Source organism: Protofrankia sp. CiP1_Cm_nod3, assembly GCF_982290655.1.
Window position 1 is genome coordinate 8,947 of sequence record NZ_CEVIVD010000015.1, and the last position, 18,322, is coordinate 27,268.

General features: G+C 68.5%; 12 protein-coding genes. 7 read left to right on the forward strand and 5 right to left on the reverse strand.

Features of this window, described 5'->3' with window-relative positions; translation table 11 throughout:
- Positions 1-90: 90 nt before the first annotated feature.
- On the forward strand, positions 91-741 hold the full coding sequence (gene mtnB, locus AC5LUJ_RS05320) for a methylthioribulose 1-phosphate dehydratase (protein ID WP_493464560.1): 651 nt from the start codon (positions 91-93) through the stop codon (positions 739-741).
- A gap of 318 nt (positions 742-1,059) precedes the next feature.
- Positions 1,060-2,265, forward strand: a complete 1,206-nt coding sequence (gene metK / locus AC5LUJ_RS05325; protein ID WP_250283244.1) for a methionine adenosyltransferase — start codon at positions 1,060-1,062, stop codon at positions 2,263-2,265.
- Between the two features lie 211 nt (positions 2,266-2,476).
- Here the strand turns inward: metK and AC5LUJ_RS05330 are convergent, their stop codons facing one another.
- Entirely contained in the window at positions 2,477-3,889 is a 1,413-nt protein-coding gene (locus tag AC5LUJ_RS05330) for a cation:proton antiporter (protein ID WP_250283243.1), read from the reverse strand.
- 289 nt (positions 3,890-4,178) lie between these two features.
- Here AC5LUJ_RS05330 and AC5LUJ_RS05335 point away from each other — a divergent pair, with 289 nt between their 5' ends.
- The 4 genes from AC5LUJ_RS05335 (at position 4,179) to AC5LUJ_RS05350 (ending at position 8,375) form a co-directional block, all read left to right on the forward strand.
- Entirely contained in the window at positions 4,179-4,316 is a 138-nt protein-coding gene (locus tag AC5LUJ_RS05335; protein WP_250283241.1) for a hypothetical protein, read from the forward strand.
- A gap of 290 nt (positions 4,317-4,606) precedes the next feature.
- Positions 4,607-5,077, forward strand: coding sequence for an FxSxx-COOH-like cyclophane-containing RiPP peptide (locus AC5LUJ_RS05340; RefSeq protein WP_250283238.1), 471 nt, complete (start codon positions 4,607-4,609; stop codon positions 5,075-5,077).
- Positions 5,074-6,300, forward strand: coding sequence for an FxsB family cyclophane-forming radical SAM/SPASM peptide maturase (locus AC5LUJ_RS05345; RefSeq protein ID WP_250283237.1), 1,227 nt, complete (start codon positions 5,074-5,076; stop codon positions 6,298-6,300). The genes AC5LUJ_RS05340 and AC5LUJ_RS05345 overlap by 4 nt, the downstream gene beginning before the upstream one ends.
- Positions 6,297-8,375, forward strand: coding sequence for an aKG-HExxH-type peptide beta-hydroxylase (locus tag AC5LUJ_RS05350; RefSeq protein ID WP_493464561.1), 2,079 nt, complete (start codon positions 6,297-6,299; stop codon positions 8,373-8,375). The genes AC5LUJ_RS05345 and AC5LUJ_RS05350 overlap by 4 nt, the downstream gene beginning before the upstream one ends.
- Here AC5LUJ_RS05350 and AC5LUJ_RS05355 read toward each other — a convergent pair.
- Genes AC5LUJ_RS05355 through fsxC form a run of 3 tightly spaced genes read right to left on the reverse strand, consistent with a single transcriptional unit; the run spans position 8,284 to position 14,883 of the window.
- Complete coding sequence (locus AC5LUJ_RS05355) at positions 8,284-9,339, reverse strand: hypothetical protein (RefSeq protein WP_250283232.1); 1,056 nt, start codon at positions 9,337-9,339, stop codon at positions 8,284-8,286. The two genes, AC5LUJ_RS05350 and AC5LUJ_RS05355, sit on opposite strands and share 92 nt — an antisense overlap.
- Positions 9,340-9,361: 22 nt before the next feature.
- Entirely contained in the window at positions 9,362-13,453 is a 4,092-nt protein-coding gene (gene fxsT, locus AC5LUJ_RS05360; protein ID WP_250283229.1) for an FxSxx-COOH system tetratricopeptide repeat protein, read from the reverse strand.
- 2 nt (positions 13,454-13,455) lie between these two features.
- A complete protein-coding gene (gene fsxC / locus AC5LUJ_RS05365; protein ID WP_250283227.1) occupies positions 13,456-14,883 on the reverse strand; it encodes an FxsC protein in 1,428 nt (475 codons plus the stop codon).
- Between the two features lie 722 nt (positions 14,884-15,605).
- Here fsxC and AC5LUJ_RS05370 point away from each other — a divergent pair.
- Positions 15,606-17,369: a TIR domain-containing protein gene (locus AC5LUJ_RS05370; protein ID WP_250283225.1), complete on the forward strand. Its 1,764-nt coding sequence runs from the start codon at positions 15,606-15,608 to the stop codon at positions 17,367-17,369.
- A gap of 89 nt (positions 17,370-17,458) precedes the next feature.
- Here the strand turns inward: AC5LUJ_RS05370 and AC5LUJ_RS05375 are convergent, their stop codons facing one another.
- Positions 17,459-18,304, reverse strand: coding sequence for an SAM-dependent methyltransferase (locus AC5LUJ_RS05375; protein WP_250283224.1), 846 nt, complete (start codon positions 18,302-18,304; stop codon positions 17,459-17,461).
- Between the last annotated feature and the right edge of the window lie 18 nt (positions 18,305-18,322).

The window sequence follows — 18,322 nt, forward strand, 5'->3', positions numbered from 1 at the left end:
TGTCCGGGGCCGGGCGGGTGCCGGTGGAGGTGACACCGGCGGAAATTGATGATCTGGTGGGTGGATGGTGTTTCGACGGGTGCTGCTCTGATGGACGACGTTCTTGTGAACACTGGTGATCCGGTGGACGCCGACGGGTGGCCGGCCGGTCTGCGCGTCGCGGGCGAGGCGCTGGCCCGGGAGGCGGCGCGCTACGCGTCCCTCGGCTGGATGCGGGCGACCTCGGGGAACCTGTCGGTCGTGCTGTGCCGTGCCCCGCTGCGGCTCGCGGTCACCGTGAGCGGGCTGGACAAGTCCGAGCTGCACGCCGGGGACGTGGCCGTGGTCGACGCCGCGGGTGCCGCCCGGCCGGTCGGGCCGGCCCGGCGGCCGTCGGCCGAGGCGGCGCTGCACGCGCGGCTCGCCGAGGCCGCCGGCGCGGGGGCGGTCGTGCACGTCCACACGGTCGTGTCGGTGCGGGCCGCCGAACGCTGGCCGGGCGGCGTCGAGCTCGAGGGCCTGGAGATGCTCAAGGCGCTGGGACGTGGCGCCGACGGCGACCGCGTCCGCATCCCGGTGGTGGGCAACAGCCAGGAGATGACCGGCCTCGGCGACCGGATGGCGGCGCTGCGGGATCCGCGGACCCCGGCCATCCTGATCGCCCGGCACGGCCTGTATGCCTGGGGGGAGGATCTCGGTGCGGCGCGGCGGCACACCGAGGCCGTCCAGTGGCTGCTGGAGTGGGCACTCAGTGACAGATAAGCATTTATCACCCTTATTGAAGAAAATCAAGAAAAGTTGCGTGATTTAAGTCACAGTATGGGTGATGTTGACGATCTCGTGACCGGCGTGTGAAAGTCAATACCGTGTATATCCCGGTGGTGCTCGTGGGGCGAGCCCATATTGATTTCGCCGGGGTGAGTTCGGCCATCTGTACGGCTTCCTGAGCCTGTCCCGCCCCGCCCCTGTCTTCCGGTCCGGATCCGGTACGGTTCGTGCCGAACGTTCCATATATATGGACAAATGGTCGGTGGATCCGCCCGACAGGTGTATTCACGCCCACGAGATGAGGTGCAAGCCGTGTCCCGTCGACTCTTCACGTCGGAATCTGTTACCGAAGGACATCCCGACAAGCTCGCCGACCAGATCAGCGACGCCGTTCTCGACGCTTTCCTCGCTGGTGACCCGCGGTCCCACGTCGCTGTCGAGACCCTGCTGACGACCGGCCTGGTGCACGTTGCCGGCGAGGTCACCTCCGAGATCTACGTCGATATTCCGAGCGTCGTCCGCAACAAGCTCATCGAGATCGGCTACGACTCGTCCGCCAAGGGGTTCGACGGGTCGACGTGTGGGGTGACCGTTTCGATCGGCTCCCAGTCGCCCGACATCGCCCAGGGTGTCGAGAACGCCTACGAGGCCCGGGTGGAAGGTGAACAGGACGAGCTCGGCCGGCAGGGCGCCGGCGACCAGGGCCTGATGTTCGGCTACGCCACGGACGAGACCCCGGAACGGCTGCCGCTGCCGATCACGCTCGCGCACCGGCTGGCCCAGCGGCTCGCCCAGGTCCGCCGCGACGGCTCCGTGCCCTACCTGCGCCCGGACGGCAAGACCCAGGTGACCATCGAGTACGACGGCGACCGGCCGGTCCGGCTGGACACCGTCGTCGTCTCCGCCCACCACGCCGCCGACATCGACCTGGAGCAGCAGCTCACCCCGGACATCCGGGCACTGGTGATCGAGCCGGAGCTCAAGCGGGTGGCCGAGCAGAACCTCGGTATCGAGGTGGACGGCTACCGGCTGCTGGTCAACCCGACCGGCCGCTTCGAGATCGGCGGCCCGCAGGGTGACGCGGGCCTGACCGGCCGGAAGATCATTATTGACACCTATGGCGGGTACGCCCGGCACGGCGGCGGTGCCTTCTCCGGCAAGGACCCGTCCAAGGTCGACCGTTCGGCCGCTTACGCCCTGCGTTGGGTGGCCAAGAACGTCGTGGCGAGCGGGCTCGCCCGCCGGGTCGAACTCCAGGTCGCCTACGCCATCGGCAAGGCCGAGCCGGTCGGCCTGTTCGTGGAGACCTTCGGCACCGAGCAGGTGCCGGTGGCCGCCATCGAACGGGCGGTCTCGACGGTCTTCGACCTCCGCCCGGCCGCGATCATCCGGGATCTGGACCTGCTGCGGCCCATCTACGCGCAGACCGCGAGCTACGGCCACTTCGGCCGGGAGCTCCCCGACTTCACCTGGGAGCGCACGGACCGAGTCGAACAACTACGAGCCGCCGTCAACTGACCGCGGTTCGTGCCTGCGGGCCTTGTCTGCCGGCAATGCCTCCGCGAAGTCCGTACGCCGTCGGGCCGGGGAGAAGCGGCGAAGTGTCCGCGTTCGAGAAGTCATGTAGTGGCAGGTTGTTCGTTGCCACCGGATAACCTGCCACTACGGCGTCCGCCGGGAGTTCTCCGGCCGAAAAATCCTGCTCGGCCCCGGTAGCGACTACTGACTGTCAGGGATCGTTGAAAACCGGATTTTTGATCACTGGATGACTGTCCCGGGATGTCCCATGGCGCCGACTTCCCGGTGTGTGTGCTGGTTTTCCGTGTCCGTACCCGGCTGGCTGGTCTGCCGATGGGCCGGGCTGTTCGGCGGGGGTTGCCTGGGGCCCGTTCCGTGGCGGCTGACCGTCGTCCCTCACGACGGACGGTTTGGGTATGGGGCGGAGATTCACGAGCTGGCCCGGAATATCCGCACGGTCGCCTGTCCGGGTGACGGCCTGCGGATCGGACGTGACCGGCTCTGACGGGGCTGGTCTGGATGCGGGATGCGGGCCTGAGGGAGGGAAAAGTCGGCGTAGAGCGCCCAGAAGCTGTGTGGGCGGGGCGTCCAGCAGGCGGTTGCACACGGCGTGCAGTGTGTTGATGGTGATGATTGCGGGGCCGATGATCGCGACTGTTCCGGGAATGGACGGTTCCAGCGCCAGTGCCAGCACGATGCTGGTGATCCCGTTCTGCTGGGACACGGCGAGGTGGACGCGGTCGGTACGGGGCAGCCGGGCGGTCAGCGCAAAACCCACCACTATCTGGGCGGCGAAGGCGGCAGCACCCAGCGCGATCCCGGCGCCGAGATCGATACCGCGGGCGAGGAGAAGACCCAGGGCCACGGCGGCACCGTAAAAGGCGATCTGGACGGCCCGTTCCACGACGGCCGCCCATTTCGGTGTCGCCGGCCGCATGAAAAGACCAGCGACGGCCAGACCAAGCATGAGAAAATACGAGACGGCGGCAGCGGCCACGGCGCCGACAGCGGCGACGGCGGTTGCCGTGCGTTTTTTCGCGGCCAACCAGACAAACCCGGCGGCCGCGACCAGCCCGGCGTTGTAGCCAAAATTCGTGAGAAAACCGACGAACCCGTCGGTGCCGCCGAAGGTGTCGGCGATCTGCGCCCGGTCGCTGCCGAGAGTGGGCCCCAGCGTCGTGGCCAGCGTCACCGTCAGTATGACGGTGACCGGATCGTCAAAGGACGACCAGGACGCCAGCACCGTCTTGGCGCGTTCCGACATCCTGGAGTTCTGCATGAACGCGGTCACGGACAGCGGATCTATCTGGGCTACTGCCACGGCCAGCAGGAAGAAGACCGGGTCCCCGAAGGCCAGGGAGAGAACGCCGCCGACGAGCGCGGCCTTGAGGACCACACCGACGGTGACCACCAGCAGGATCGTTCGCAGGTCCTTTCTGGCCACCCGTGAGATACCGCTGGTGCTGCCGTACAGGCCGATCGCGAGCAGGGTGGCTATGACGCCGAAGTAGAGCGAACTGTCAGTGATTTCGCGGATGTCGAGTACGACGGCGGCGACAACCCCGGCGAGGATGAAGGCCGTCAGTAGCAGCAGATGACCTGCTTCCCGGACAAGGAGCCGCATGGTTCACGCCTTCCCTCGCTGGCTGGCGGAGCCGGGGCGCCAGGCATCGTCACCCACGGCTGATGAGCATGAGAGGGAAGAGGAAGGCGAACGTGGCCACGGAAGATCGTTTCACTGGTGGGCAACCAGGCGGACTGCAATTTGGTTCATATATATCGACGAAGGCACCCGTGTGCATGACGATCCTCTCGATCCCCGTCGGGCAAGTCTAGCTGATGATCTTTCGTCAGACTACCCTTGTTCGTCGGCGATTTGGTGTGTCTTCCGGCGGAGCGTGTTCCTGGCGACCATGGCCCTTTACGCCCTTGCCTACGCCCTCGTCCACGCCCTCGCCTACGCCCTCGTCCGAGTCGTTGTCGGCCTGGCGCTGGCTCCCGGCATCTCGGGCTGTAGCCCTGATGCCGGTGACCTGGGTAAACGGCGTTGATCGGGACTGGCTTGCGTCATGATGGGTCTGGTTCCGGTCATTGGGAAGCGGCGGCACCCTTCCGCACACTACGATCGGTAACAGAATTCCTTGGTCGGCTTCGCCGGATACGCTGAATTCGTTGTCAGCCATGGCGGAGCCGCCAACCAGCGGGCTGGGGGGACCGGGTGGCAGGAAAGAAGACGGTTCGGTCCGTCGGCGCGAGCCGCTCCGGCGGACACGATGGCCGGCACCCCGACACCCAGGGTATCCCTCTCCACCCCGGCCAGGTCGCTCTGGAGGACTCCGGAATGGCCGAGGACATGACAACGACACGCACCTGTGTGGATGGCGCGCGGCTCGTGAGTCATTGGCGCGCGACGGACCCCGCCGCCCGGCGCGACGGCCTGGCCAACGGGGCCGCCGAGGACCGGGGCAACGACACGAGCCGGGGCGACGGCGCGGATCGGGGCGGCAGGATGAACCGGGGCGGCATCCACCCCGGGGCTGGTATCGCCGACACCGTGTCCAGCGCCATTCCCGACGGTATACCCGGCATCCCCACTTCCGGCATCACGGTCCCGGGCATCGCCGTTCCGGGTGTTGATGTCCCGGGCATCGCTTCGCCCGACATCGAGTCGGCCATGGTGGACCTGACCAGTGTCGATCTCGAAACGGTGGCCATGCTTGAGGACTCCGTGCTGTCCAGGTCGCTGCGCGCCGTTCTGCGGGATGTCGATCGTCCGGGGGTGGCGATCGCGAAGCACATGGTGAAGCTGTGAGCCCGCGGCGAGAACAACAGCCCGGTCCGGGCCGGCGCCCGGTCCCGTTCCGCGAGTTCATCGTGAAGCTGCACAGCCGGTGCAACCTCGCCTGCGACTACTGCTACGTCTACCGTTCTGTGGACCAGGGCTGGCGGGCCCAGCCCGCCGTGATGACGAGAGAGACAGCCCGTCTGACAGCCCGCCGGATCGCCGAGCACGCCCACACGCACGGTCTCCCGGACGTCCACGTGGTGTTCCACGGCGGCGAGCCGCTGCTCGCCGGCCCGGCGCTCATCACGGACGTGGTGACGATGATCCGGCGCGAGGCCGGCCCGGGAACGGATGTCCTGATCAGCGTCCAGACCAACGGCGTGCTGCTGGACGAGGCGTTCCTCGACGTTCTCGCTGCCCTGGACGTCGGCGTGAGCGTCAGCCTCGACGGCGCCCGTGCCGGGCACGACCGTCACCGGCGCTTCCGGGACGGCCGCGGCAGTTTCCAGGCCGTCGCCGACGCGTTGGGGCTGCTCGGGGCGTCCCGTCACCGGCGGCTTTTCCGGGGGCTGCTGTGCACGGTCGACCTCGACCAGGATCCGGTGGAAGTCCATCGCGCACTGTGCGCATTCCGGCCGCCGGTCATCGATTTCCTGCTGCCGCACGGGAACTGGTCGCACCGCCCGCCGGGCAGACCGGCGGACAGCACCTCGACGCCGTACGCCGACTGGCTCATCGCGGCGTTCGACGAATGGTATGACAGCCCCGCGCCGGAAACGACCGTCCGGATTTTCCAGGAAATCATGTTCCTGCTGCTCGGCTGGCCGAGCGACACCGAGACGGTCGGCCTTTCCCCGGCCGCGCTTGTGGTGGTGGAGACCGACGGCACGCTCGAACAGAGCGACGTGCTGAAATCCGCCTTCCCGGGAGCGGCCGCGACCGGTCGCAACGTGCGGGACCATTCCTTCGACGATGTTCTCAGGCATCCGGGTGTCGTCGAGCGTCAGCTCGGGCTCGCGGCCCTCGCCGGAACGTGCCTGCGCTGCGAGGTCGTGCGGGTCTGCGGGGGCGGTTTCTACCCGCACCGCTACCGGGCGGGAACAGGTTTCCGCAACCCCTCCGTCTACTGCCCGGACCTGCTGCGTCTCATCGGCCACATCCGACGCCGGCTGGTGGACGACGTCGCCGGCATCCGACGGATGGGACCGGCCGGGCCGGGAGCGGGCGGAGCGGAACGGGCCGTGCGGTGAGGACCCATCGGCTGGCCGCGGCCGACTTCGACGCGCTCGCCAGCGGTGCCGGCGACGCCGCAGCCATCGCCGCGTTACGCGGCGCCCAGCTCAGCCGGCGGCTGCTGCTCCTACGAGCGATCCGGGACGAGGTGGCCGCCCGGCACGGCGGCCGCGAGCCGCTCGAGTGCTTCCAGGACGGGCTCGCGCTGTTGGCCGCGGCCGCCCGGCGGTCGCGCCCCGCGGCCGACAGCGTCCTGGTGTATCCGATGGTCGGGATGTGGGGGACGCACTGCCTGCGCCGGCTGCGCGGACAGGCCGGGACTGTCCCCCTTGAGCAGGCCGGGACGGTCCCCCTGGAGGAGGCCGGGACGGTCCCCCTGGAGGAGGATCTCGGCTGTCTGGGCGGGATCGCGGTGGCGGCGGCGCTGCGGGCGGCGCACGCCGTCGACATCACGGTCCGGACCAGGGCGGGACAGCTCTTCCTGCCCACCTTCGGGCATCTGCGCATGCCTGGCGGCGCCGAGCGGGTACGGGTGCGCGCCGCGGCCGGCTCCCACCGGATCATCATCACCGGGGACGGCCTCCGGGCCGAGGTGGACATCGGTGACGCGGACACCGGCGGCGTGGTCGTCAGCCGCCCGGAGGCCGGCGGCGCTGGCTCCGGTGGTGCGGGCGCCAACGAAGCGGTCGCTGGCGCTCCGGGAAGCGGCGGCGTGGACGCCGACGCAGCGGGAGGCGGATGCTGGTTCCCGCTGCGCCGGCTGCGCAGCACCGCGGAGGGCCGTCGTCTCGAGGTGGCGCTCGACGATGCCGATCCCTACCGGCGCTTCGGCGCACTCCAGGTCCGTGACGGACTGGAGGATCATGAGGTCGCCCGCTGGCAGATGCTCCTCGACGAGGCATGGGCGCTGCTCGTCCGCCATCATCCACAGCGCGCGGACGCCGTCCGCGCGGGGCTCACCGTGTTCGTCCCACTGCTGGACGCCCGGGCGGGGCATGCCGTCTCCGCCACCTCCGTGGACGCCTTCGGAGCTGTCTGTCTGATCACCCCCACCAGCGCGGCCGCGCTGGCCACCGATCTGCTGCACGAGTTCCAGCACACCAAGCTGTACGCGCTCATGGACATCCTGCCCCTGTTGGAAGATCGGCAGGATCGTCGCGAGAAGATCTATTACGCGGGCTGGCGGCCGGACCCGCGTCCCGTTACCGGGCTGTTCCAGGGGGCCTACGCTTTTCTCGGGCTGCTGGAGTTCTGGAACGTCCAGCGCCGCAGCGGTGGCGCGCGCACGCGCCGGATCGCGGAGTTCGAGTTCGTCCGCTGCCGGGAGGCGGTGGCCGCCGCCGTGGACACGTTGCGCTCCTCCCGGGTGCTGACCGCGCTGGGCCGGCGTTTCGTCGAGGGCATGGCGCACGCCCTGCGCCGCTGGGAGGAGCTGCCCGTCGACGACGCGGTGGCGGCGCGGGCACGGGATATGGCCGTGGACCATCGGGCGATGTGGCGGCTGTCGCACCTGAGCCCGGACGACGGCCAGCTACGGCGGTGGGCGGACGCCTGGTCGGCGGGCCGGCCCTGCCCGCGCGAGCCACCAGCCGTGGAGGTGGTCGCCGGCAGCCAGGAGCGCGCGGAAACCAGGCGCGGCGTACTTGTCCGGCGCTGGCTGGACGATCCGGAGGCTTTCCAGGCTGTCGACGCGGTCCTTGAGAGCGCCGGCACGGCCGGCGTCGCCGGCCTCGACATGATCGCTGACATCGCTCTGGTGAGCGGCTACTACGCGCGTGCCGCCGAGCTGTACAAGGCGCATCTGGCCAGGTGGCCAGGTGGCGCCACATCTTGGGCGGGGCTCGCGGTGGCCCGCGGGTACGCCGTCACACCGGCGGTCGCCGCGCTCACCTCTCACCCGGAGACCGTTCGGGCACTGTATGTCTTCCTGCGTGCGACGCCGGGTACTACGACCGATCCGGACGTCCTCGCCGCCTGGATGAGTACTGCCGCCTGGATCGTCACGGCGACCAGTCCAGGCCCCGGCGCAGACTTTCCACCAGCGTCCGGATTCGGTCGTCGGCCTGCGCGACCTGGTCCTGGAAGAGGGTAACGCCGACGACGTACCGGCCCAGGGCGACCGGATGGTGGTACAGCGCCCCCGCCTCGACGTCGAGGACCGTCCGCACCAGACGGCCCGGCTCGGACGGGCTGATCGATGTCAGCATCCTGTCGAACTGGCTGGTGATGAACTGGAACCGTTCGCCGAACTCCTGGTAGAGGCCGCGTCGGTCCACGGCGTCCAGCCCACCGAACGACTTTGTCCGCTCGCTGTCGAGGACGTCCACCGAGAACTGCCATCTGCCGTCCGCGAAGAAGGCGACGTAGTGCAGGTCCGCCGGGTGTACCGCGAACCGGCACTCTTCGGCGGCCTGCCTCTCCATCCGGCCGACCGTGGACGACCGGGACCAGTTGACGGCGGGTGTGACCTGCCCGTCGCCGTACCGGGCAGGATCCCGGGGGATTCCTCGTTGGAAACCGCCGTAGTTCCGTGGTGGCCGGCCCAGGGACTCGAGGATCGATTCGGCTATGGCGGCCATGGAACGGTCCGCGTCGTCCACGTGCTGCCCGCCCAGGGTCAGCCCCACGAGGTATTCGTTGCCGTGGATCCAGTACCAGTACACCCCGAAGTGGCTAACGTCGAAAATGGTTCGCATGAGCCGGCCGGTCCACATGTCTGCCAGGTTCCGGTCAACGCGTCCGATGTCGTAGTTGAATTTCCGGCCGATCTGGATCAGGGTCGCGCGCAGGTTCGCCGGGCCCGAGGAGCCGGCATCGAAGTGACCGGCCAGTTCCTCGTGCTCGAGAATGTCGACGGAGAAGTTCGGGATCCCGTTGACGAAATGCCCGACATGGTGGATCCGGTGCACGCCGACGTGCTGTCGGCAGCGGTTGACGAGATCGTGGTAGCGGCTTCTCTCTCCCCGGTGGTCGGAGGCGCTGTCGAGGCCGCGGTGGAACACGATCTTTGGACCCGGCTTCGGATCCGGCTGGATGGGCGGGGCCGTGTCCATCATCACCATCTCCTTCGGCGCGCGTTCACGGTATTGGTATTTCGATCGGGATCTCGTGCCGGTCGGAGCCCGCGCTGTCCGGCGCCTTCGACAACCGGGCGGAGCTGTCTCGGTAGTTCTCGCCCGCGAGCTTGGTATCTGGATATCTGGGGGTGTAGTAGCGTAGGAACGCATCGTGGGTCTGCCTGTCGAGATCGCGTGCGTCCTCGATCTCGCCCACCGCCACCAGGCTGTTCGCGTGGCCGACCGCCGCCGTCAGGGTGAAGAAATGCTCTTCCCCGACCTGGTCGTCGGAACGCAGGCCGGTCATGGCTTTCCAACTCAGCTCGCGTGCCTCGTCGAAGGAAGCACGGGCATTCCCGGTGTTTTCGCGGGCCCGCTCCGCCCGGCCCTTGGCCCGCAGGTAGAGCGCCAGGTTCGCCATGCAGATATATTCGAACGGGTGTTTCTCTTTCGTCTGGCCGGCGAGTTCCTCCTGGTCGGCGAGTTTCTCCCGGTAGCGTCCATATCCGGCGAGAACTTTGCGGCCGAGAGCCACCGCCTGGTCGTGCTCACCGAGTAGGGACAGGTCGGTGGCCAGGCTGAGTTCGCAGGTGAGCTCCTCAGGCCTATCCGGATGGTATTCGGATGTCGTGCGGTATCTGTCGAGCGCATCCTGGTCAGACTTACGGGCCGTATCGTAGTCGCCCTGTAGCCTGAATATTGTCGCTAGTAGGTGATCCGTGTACGCCAGGTGACGGGTCTTGTCGGACCGCTCGTTGAAAAAACGGCGGGCTTGCTGCAGCCGGTCCTTCGCATCCTCCAGTTCGCCCATCTGCCGCTGCAGGAAGCCCACGCTCAACGCCGACACCCAGGTCTGCGACCGCTCGTCACCGAGGACCCGGCGGGCGCGTTCGAAGGTCTCCAGCGCACCCTTCAGCGCGGCGCTGACGTCACCGTAGAAGAACAGGCAGTGGGCCAGGTTGTAAGAGGCGATGATGGTGTACAGATGATCGTCGCCGTACTGGCTCCGGAAGCCCGCGAAAGCTTCCTCATCATACCGTTGGGCGTCCCGGAACTTGCCTGTCTGCCGTCGGTCCAGCGCGAGGCTGCCGGATGTCCACCAGACATGCGGGTGCCCCGAGGGGAAGACAGCCGTCTGCCGCTCATGGGTCTCGTTGTTGAGCCTGATCGCCTCAGGGAACTGGGACAGCTCCCGGTAGGCGTTGGAGACGTGGGTGGCCAGGCGCAGGCGCAGGACGTCGCTCTCGCGGTGCGGAGCCGCGGCCGCCCAGTACGCCAGTAGGCCCTCGCCGAGGTCCCGCGCCTTCGTCGCGGTCGTGGACTGCAACAGGTAGCGGGTCTGGTGCACCAGCCAGCGGCGCACCGCGTCGTCGAGACTGCTGACCGCGCCGGAAGGTTTGATGTGCCGCTGGAGCTCGGCGTAGCGCTCGCTGTCCTTGGGATCGTCCGACGGCTCGTCCAGCGGGGCGAAGGCGGCCAGCACCCGCAGAATCTCGGTCCGCCGCTTCTCGAGGGTGCCGGCCTGGCGCATCCGGCTCCGCAACAGGTCGCACAGCACGGGAGGCAGGCTCAGTGACTCCCAGCGCGGGCCTATCCGTACCAGCGTGAGCTCGTTGGCCACATTTTGGAGGATCCGGTCGATGAGCCCGGTGTCCGGGCCGCCCGGCAGCGTGGTGTCCGGGCTGTCCGGCAGGTTGTCGTCCGGCTGCTGCAGTACCTCCAACATGCCGCGTGACTTCAGCAGCTTCATGGAGATGCCCTCCGTCGACAGGAAGGCGCACAGTTCCAGGAAGCGGAGGCGTGGCCGTGACCGCTTCTCCAACGTGTCCAGGGACACCAGCAAGCTCTGCAGGATGGGTGGCGCGACGCCGTCGGTGCGACCGGCCGCCAGGTCTTCCACGGCACGGTCGAGCAGCCTGAGGTAGTGCCGTACGGCTTCGCTCGCCTCTATGCCCGACTCGACTATCCACGTCGCGGCATGGTCGACCGCCTGCGGCAGGTAGCCCAGCCTTCTGGTGACTGACGCGATGAGGTCGTCCTCGGCGTACCCGATCCGCTTGCGCATCAGTGTGTCGGCCTCGGCCGGGGTGAACGGGTCCACGCGCATGATCTCCGCGCTGTTCCGCCAGCCGGCCTCCTCGGCAGTGGTGATCAGGACGTGTCCGTAGATCCCCGATTCCGGGAGGAGCCCGCCCAGCGCCGCCCGGTCGGTCGCGTCGTCATAGACGAGCAGCCAGCGTTTGGCCAGCCGGTCGCTGACAAGATCCGTGAGCATCTCGGCCACCGGATCCGCCGCCGCCGACCAGCTCTTCGCGCGGTACCCGTACGCGGCCGGGTGCTCGCTGATGGCTTTCAGTAGTTGCTCCAGGCTGTCCCGGGCGGCCTCGGCGCTGCTGGCCCGGACCCACCAGACCAGGTCGTAGTCCGAGGCGAAACGGTGGGCGTACTCGACCGCGATCTCGGTTTTTCCGTGGCCGCGCCCGCCGCAGAGGGCCAGCGGCAGCAACGGCCTGGTCCTCGACCAGGTCAGGTAGTCCCGGGCGCGGCTGAGATGCTCCTCCCGGCCGACGAATCGCGGGTTGACCCGCAGCGACGTCCTGATCTCGGGGACGCTGCCGGGGAACCGGGTGCCTCCGGGAGGGGGGTCAGCGGTTGTCGCCGGTCCGGTCCGGCCCAGTTGCCTCAGCAGGGTGGAACGTGCCTTCTGCTCGGTGAACATGCCGAGCTGCACCTTGGCGATCAGGTCGAACGGCTCGCGGAACTCGTTGGTGTCCACCCGGATCCCGACGATCCTGGGAACGGTCGTGGCATCGTCTCCGCTGACCCGCGCGTTGATCAGTCCTCTGAGATATTCGCGCCACGGTGAAGAATCGAGCAGATCCTGGGTGAGTACGATCACGACCGGTTCCTGGTCCCGGCCGTCAACGCCACCGGGCGCGGTCCTAACGGGCGCGGTCCTGTCGGCTGAGGCGGGTGGAGCGGAGATGTCATGCACGGAGATGTGCACATTGCCCAACTCGGTGCGGATCCATTCCGCCCAGACCCGGCCCCGAGGCGCCGCGACGACCGTCGCCGTGTTGACGTCCATGGGCACCAGGCGTTCAAAGGCCCGCAGCCATTGTATGCGTTCCGGCTCGGGCAGCGGCTTCAGGCTCTGGACCTGGCCGTTGGTGATGACATTGGTGAGGTATTCATACGGACTGAGCAGGCCGTTCGTGCTCTCCGGTCGCTCCGCGAAGGCGGCGAGGACTTCCTCGTAGGCGTAGAACGACTTGTAGGGGATCTCAACATGCCCCCAGTAGGTGTTGCGGCCGGCCTCGTCGAGGCCGCGTGGCAGCCTGGGGAAACAGCGCCGGACGCGCTCCCGGCTGATGTTCAGTTTCTCGGTCTCCCCGGGCTCGACTCGCATCGGCACTGGCAGGACGCGGATAGCCCGGTCCAGGTGATTTTCGATGTCGGTGACGACGTTGGCCGCGCCGATGATCGACTGGGAGTTCATAGTGAAGCCGAGGACGACGACGTCCGGGAGTAACTTGGTGCAGATCGATGCGCTGTCGCCGAGACCGGTCCGGCTGTCGACGAGGATGTAGTCGTAGCCGCCGGCGAGCATGTTCGCCCGCATGTCCTGGAAGAACCGCCGACCACGGAGATTGTCGTAGAGCGCGCTCCAGGGCAGAGAGGCGATCGTGGCCTCGTAGGATCCGCCCTGCCGGCCAGGGCCGAGGAAGTCGATGCTCCCCCAGCCGGAATGCCGGGCCAGCTGCAGGTGGATCACCCGCTGGTCCACCGCGGCGAACTCCCGCCGCAGGTCGGCCCGGTCGGCCCTGGGATCGTACCAGGCCGCGGAGACGTAGCCCTGCACCATGTCGACGACGCCTTCGATGTCAGTGGCCGCATCCGAATCCAGGAAGAACGGGTGCAGATAGCTGCGCAGGCCCGGCGCCTCGAGATCCCAGTCGACGACCAGCACCTTCCGGCCCGCGCTGGCCAGGATCCAGGCGACGTTGGCGACCGCCATCGTCCGTCCGACCCCGCCCTTGTACGAATAGAAAGTCACGATGGTGCCGCCCGGGCCGGTCGGGGACCCGGTGGTGCCGGCTACTGTCGTTGTCATCGTCACCGTTCCGCGTCATCCGGCCACCGGCGGCGCAGTACCGGTCTGCCCTGATCCGGGTCGTCGGGGATGTCGCCCGGCCCGGTTCCCGGGCCGGGCCCGGCCATGTTTATCAACATGTTCTGGGTGCGGATGACCATGGACACGATGTCCGTGGCCAGTTCCTCATGGGTACGGACATCCTTGCGACGGTTCCAGCGGACGGCGTCCGCGTGGGCGAACCATCGGGACAGTTCCGCGCGCAGGTTCTCGGCCTGTTCCTCGGTCTCCTCATCCGTCGAGCTGAACACCGCCAGCATTCCCGCGGAGGCGGCCGGGTCCGTCGCCAGCCAGCGTTCCATGTCGGCGGGAAGCTCCTGGTAGGGCTCCGCTCCGGTGATCCATGGATCGACGAGCAGGACGATGACGCGCCGGTCGGCGCGGGCCCGGGCCAACTGCTCGGTGAGCTCGGCGCCGACGGGGTAGCAGACCGTGTCGTAGATCGCGTTCTTACTCAGGGCGGCCTGGGCCAGGGCGAACGCGGGCCGGCCGGTGGCCGGCAGGAAGGGCCGCCAGTCCTCGGGCGCGGTCCCGTAGAAGTCACGCCGAGTACGGGTGGAGGGCTGCTCGTCCGCCGTGGCGGCGGCGATGACGACCCCGACCCGGCCCAGGTTGCGGGTATGTCGCCGATTCCGGGCGGGGAGACGCGGCGTCTCGGCCACGTCGTCCCCGGTATGCGCTAAGGGAGGCTCGGGTTCGGCGTCCGGTGGCGAGGCCTGCCGTGCCGGCTCGGCACCGGCGGCATTGACAGGAGCGGATTCGGCGGTGGGCGGGGCCGCGGCGAGGAGCTCCGGACGCGGGCGGGCGTAGGGCAGGTCGGCCGCGGTCATCACGGGCAGGTCGGCGGCGGCCCCGGCGACCACCAGACCGGCGACCTGCCGGACGAAGGCCAGGTAACGCTCGCTCGCGCCGGAACGGTACATCTCGCTCATGAGGTGGCGCAGGCCGCCGGTGCGGCCCATCTCGACGGCGTTGGTGGGCAGGCGGCTCGCCGTCCGCAGGATGCCAGGCAGGGTGTCGAAGCCGGCCGACCACGGGATACCGATCAGCGACGCCGGTTCGGCCCCCGTACGCTGCTGGTACCAGCGCATCCGGTCGTGGAACGCCGACCATTCGCGGACGCAGCGCGTACTGCGCACATAGGCGTCCGAATAGGCTGCGACCAGTACCCGGCAGGTCAGGGCGGACGCTGCCGGCGCGTCCGGCGTATCGGGTGTGTACGTCCCGGCTGGTGGCTCCTGCCCGTGAACCGGTGCCCACAGTTCGCCGGTGGCATCCGGCGGGTATCCGAGCTGGTTGCGCAGTTCGCGCTGGAGGTCGCCGAAGAACCGTTGCAGGTGCCCCGCGTCGGCGTCGCCGGTGGCGTGGCTGACGAAGAAATACGGTGTCATGTCGACTGACGCCGATCCGGCCCGTCATCGCATCGCGCCACCGTGGGCGCGGCACCCCCGGCGGGGTTTCCGGGCCCGGCGCAGGCCGCCGGCCGATGAGCAGGGGTGCTCGACGGGACATGCGTCCGGCCGCGATCGGCGTGCCGCCGCTCGTCGTGTACCACCCCGTACCACCTCGCGCACTCGGCAGATCCCCCGATGCCGTGCGGGACCACCACGGGAAGTCGACCGTGTACGGCGGACTGAGGCTGACCACCGAACGCGAACTCATCACCGCGGAAGGTTGACGAAACGCGCCCAACTATAGCCCCTGACCCGTTGCCGGGGCAGCCGGCCGTCCGATATGTGACGGCCGAGTCCTGTGGTGAGGAGGCGGTGGGATGGCCGGCGCGTGGGGGCTCGACCGGTCGCCTGAAAAGGCTGTGACCAGCCCGTCTGCGCAGGTGGGGCGGGTCGTGGGTGGAGTGCGCGGACGGTGGGGCGACCTGTCGGGCCGGAGGCCCGGTATGCCTGGAGGGGCTGGATGCGCCATGGCGTATGCCGAGTCGTCACAACGACAGATGATGTGACCGAATTAGACGTGTATCTTTGCCCGGTGGAGCGTCGGGGGCCACCGTGTTCCGACGTCCCACCAGAACTGGATGGTCCGGTCGGATGGGCGCTCCCGGTCCCGGTCCCGAGGCGGAGCGTCCGGCCGGAGCGGTCGTGGTCTGCGGGGGTCCATGCGCTACTACTTCATGACGAGCTACGCCTCCGAGCAGGACCGGAAATGGGTGGCTCGTTTCCACACCGATCTCGAACGCCAGATGCGGGCAGGCGGCGCCGATGTTCTCGTCGGCGGTCAGCTCGACTATCCCGTGCCGGGGAGTCCCGGCGTCCGAGCGGATGGTGATCATCCCGCGGCGAAGCTGCCCGTGATGGTGGCGCTGTATTCGGATTCTTATTTCAGTGACCCGCGGTGCGCGCTCGACTGGGAAATCTTCAACCAGCGGGGGCGGATCTACAGTCAACGCTACGGGAAGTGGCCAAAGGACGCTGTCATCGGGCTGATCTGGCGGCCAGTGGCGATCACTCCCGTGGAGAAGGTCCTTAAATCACAGTCCTGGGACGCGGCACGTGGCGCACCCTTCGCCGGTGACGGCCTGTTCAACCTCATGCGCAGACATCACGACGACTACCACCGGGTGGTGGAGCGGACCGCGAACCGAATTCTCGAGGCGCACAGGCGGTTGACGACGCCGGGGCAGGAACTGCCGTCGCTGTCCCCCGAGGAGGTCGCGCTGATCCGTCCTCCGTCCGGTGGCCTGCGGGAGGAGGTCACCATCTACCGGCAGGAAGAGGACAGTGCCGGCCGCCGGGAACGGCTGGGAGGCAGTGTGCCCCGGTTCATCTTTTTCACCAGCTACGCTGCCCGTCCCGGTGACCGTGAGCTGGTGGAGAAGCTCCACGCCGACCTGACCGCTGAACTGGGTGTCAGGGCGGACCGCGAACCGCGGCCACGTGGTTTTCTCGCCCCCTGGGACATCGGGCTGGGGGCGGAATGGCAGACCGAACTGCGGGAGGCGGCCCGTACCATACCGGTCATGGTCGCCCTGCTGTCCGACGACTACTTCCGCAGCGGCTGGTGCGGCTGGGAATGGGCTGTCTTCAGCGAGCGGATGCGGCGAGCGGCCATGAACGGGGCCGCAAGCACGGGCATGAGCGGGGCCACGGGCACGGTCGCGGATTCGCCGCCCGGTTACATTCTTCCGCTGGAATGGGTGCCGCGGCGGCAGCCCGTCCCGGCCGTGGCGCGGCGGATACAGCTCACCTCGCCGAGTCTGGGGCGGGCATACGCGGACAGCTGTGTCGTCGATCTCATGCGGCAGCATCCGCGGGAGTACCAGAGTTTCATCATCGCGCTGGCCGAGAAGGTGCTGCGAACGGCCGCCGCCGCGCTGCCGCCGCTCGACCGTGACACGGCGGCCGGTCTGGCGCCGGCGTTCGGCGATTTTCCCGCGCCGAATCCGCCTGTTTCTCCCGGTCCCCCCGTTCTCCCCGATCGGTCCAGCAAGCCAGCCGTAGCCGGATCGGCGGGGAAATCCGGGCAGGGTGATTCGGGCGGACTGGTCGCCGTCGTTGGCGCCGGTGCTTCCGGCAGGCGGGATGTCTCTGGTGGACCAGGCGGTGGCGGCCTCGGCAACCGGCTCGCTCCCGACGACATCCTGGCGCTGGTCGAGGCACTGGAGCGGGTCGACGTCCTTTATGACCAGACCGCCCGGCAGGAGTGGGTGGTCGCCATCGGTCACCGTTCCGGCCGCCAGCCCCGGCCTCCCCTGACCCCGCACCTGCGTACCTATTTCATGAAGGTGGTGCGGTTCGCCGGTGACCAGGCCGATGCCGGGGTGCTGACCGCGCTCGCCGACGCGCTCCATGACATCGACCCGGGCTCGGAAAGCGTCCACCGCGTCCGCACCCTCGTCGAAGACCTGCGCACGCGCTGGTGACCCGAGCACGGCAGGAAGGCGGCTCACGGCCTGGCTGGGCCGGCGGACCAGCGCGATGGTCCGCCGGCGCGCATGTTCCCCGTGGGCGCTTATTCCTGAGCGCTCTTTCTGGCGACGCCGGCGAACTGCCAGGCGGTGCGGATGTCGTCCTCGCCGGGACGCCACTGCCAGGGGTGGACGATGCCGGGCTCGACCAGGTCGAAGCCGGCGAACAGGGCTTCGATCCGCTGGCGTGAGCGGAAGACGAAGGGCGAGGTGGCGTTCTTGTACACCTGCTCGACCCGGGCCACCTGGTCGGATGGCGCGTCGTCCGTGGCCGCGTGTGTCAGGGCGATGTGGGAGCCGGGTGCCAGCAGTTTCCGGAACGCGGCGATGAGGCCGGCCGGGTCCTCCTCGTCGGTGACGAAGTGGAAAACGGCTATGAACAGGATGGCTACCGGTCGGGAGAAGTCGATCAGAGTGCGCAGGTCGGGATGATCGAGGATTGTTCCGGGGCTGCGCAGGTCCGCGGTGATGACCGTGGTGGTGGCGTTGTCGGCCAGCAGGGCCCGGCCGTGAGCCAGGACGATCGGGTCGTTGTCGACGTAGACGATGTGGGCGTCGGGGTTGACCTGCTGGACGATCTCGTGCACGTTGCCCTGGGTGGGCAGGCCGGCACCGACGTCGATGAACTGGTCGATGCCCGCCTCGGCCAGCCACCGTACGACGCGGCGGAGGAAGAGCCGGTTCTCCCGTGCCGCGTCAGAGGTGATCTCGGCGCCCACGGCTTCCTTGACCTTTTCGGCGGCTTCCCGGTCGACCGGGAAGTTGTCCTTGCCGCCGAGGAAGTAGTCGTATATCCGGGCGGGCGTGGGCCGGTCGGAGCGAATATTTACGCCCGGCCCCCAGCTGCCGTCCGGCTCGGGGATGCTCGATTTAGCGGTCCAGTTTGTCATCGCCTCGGTATGTTACGG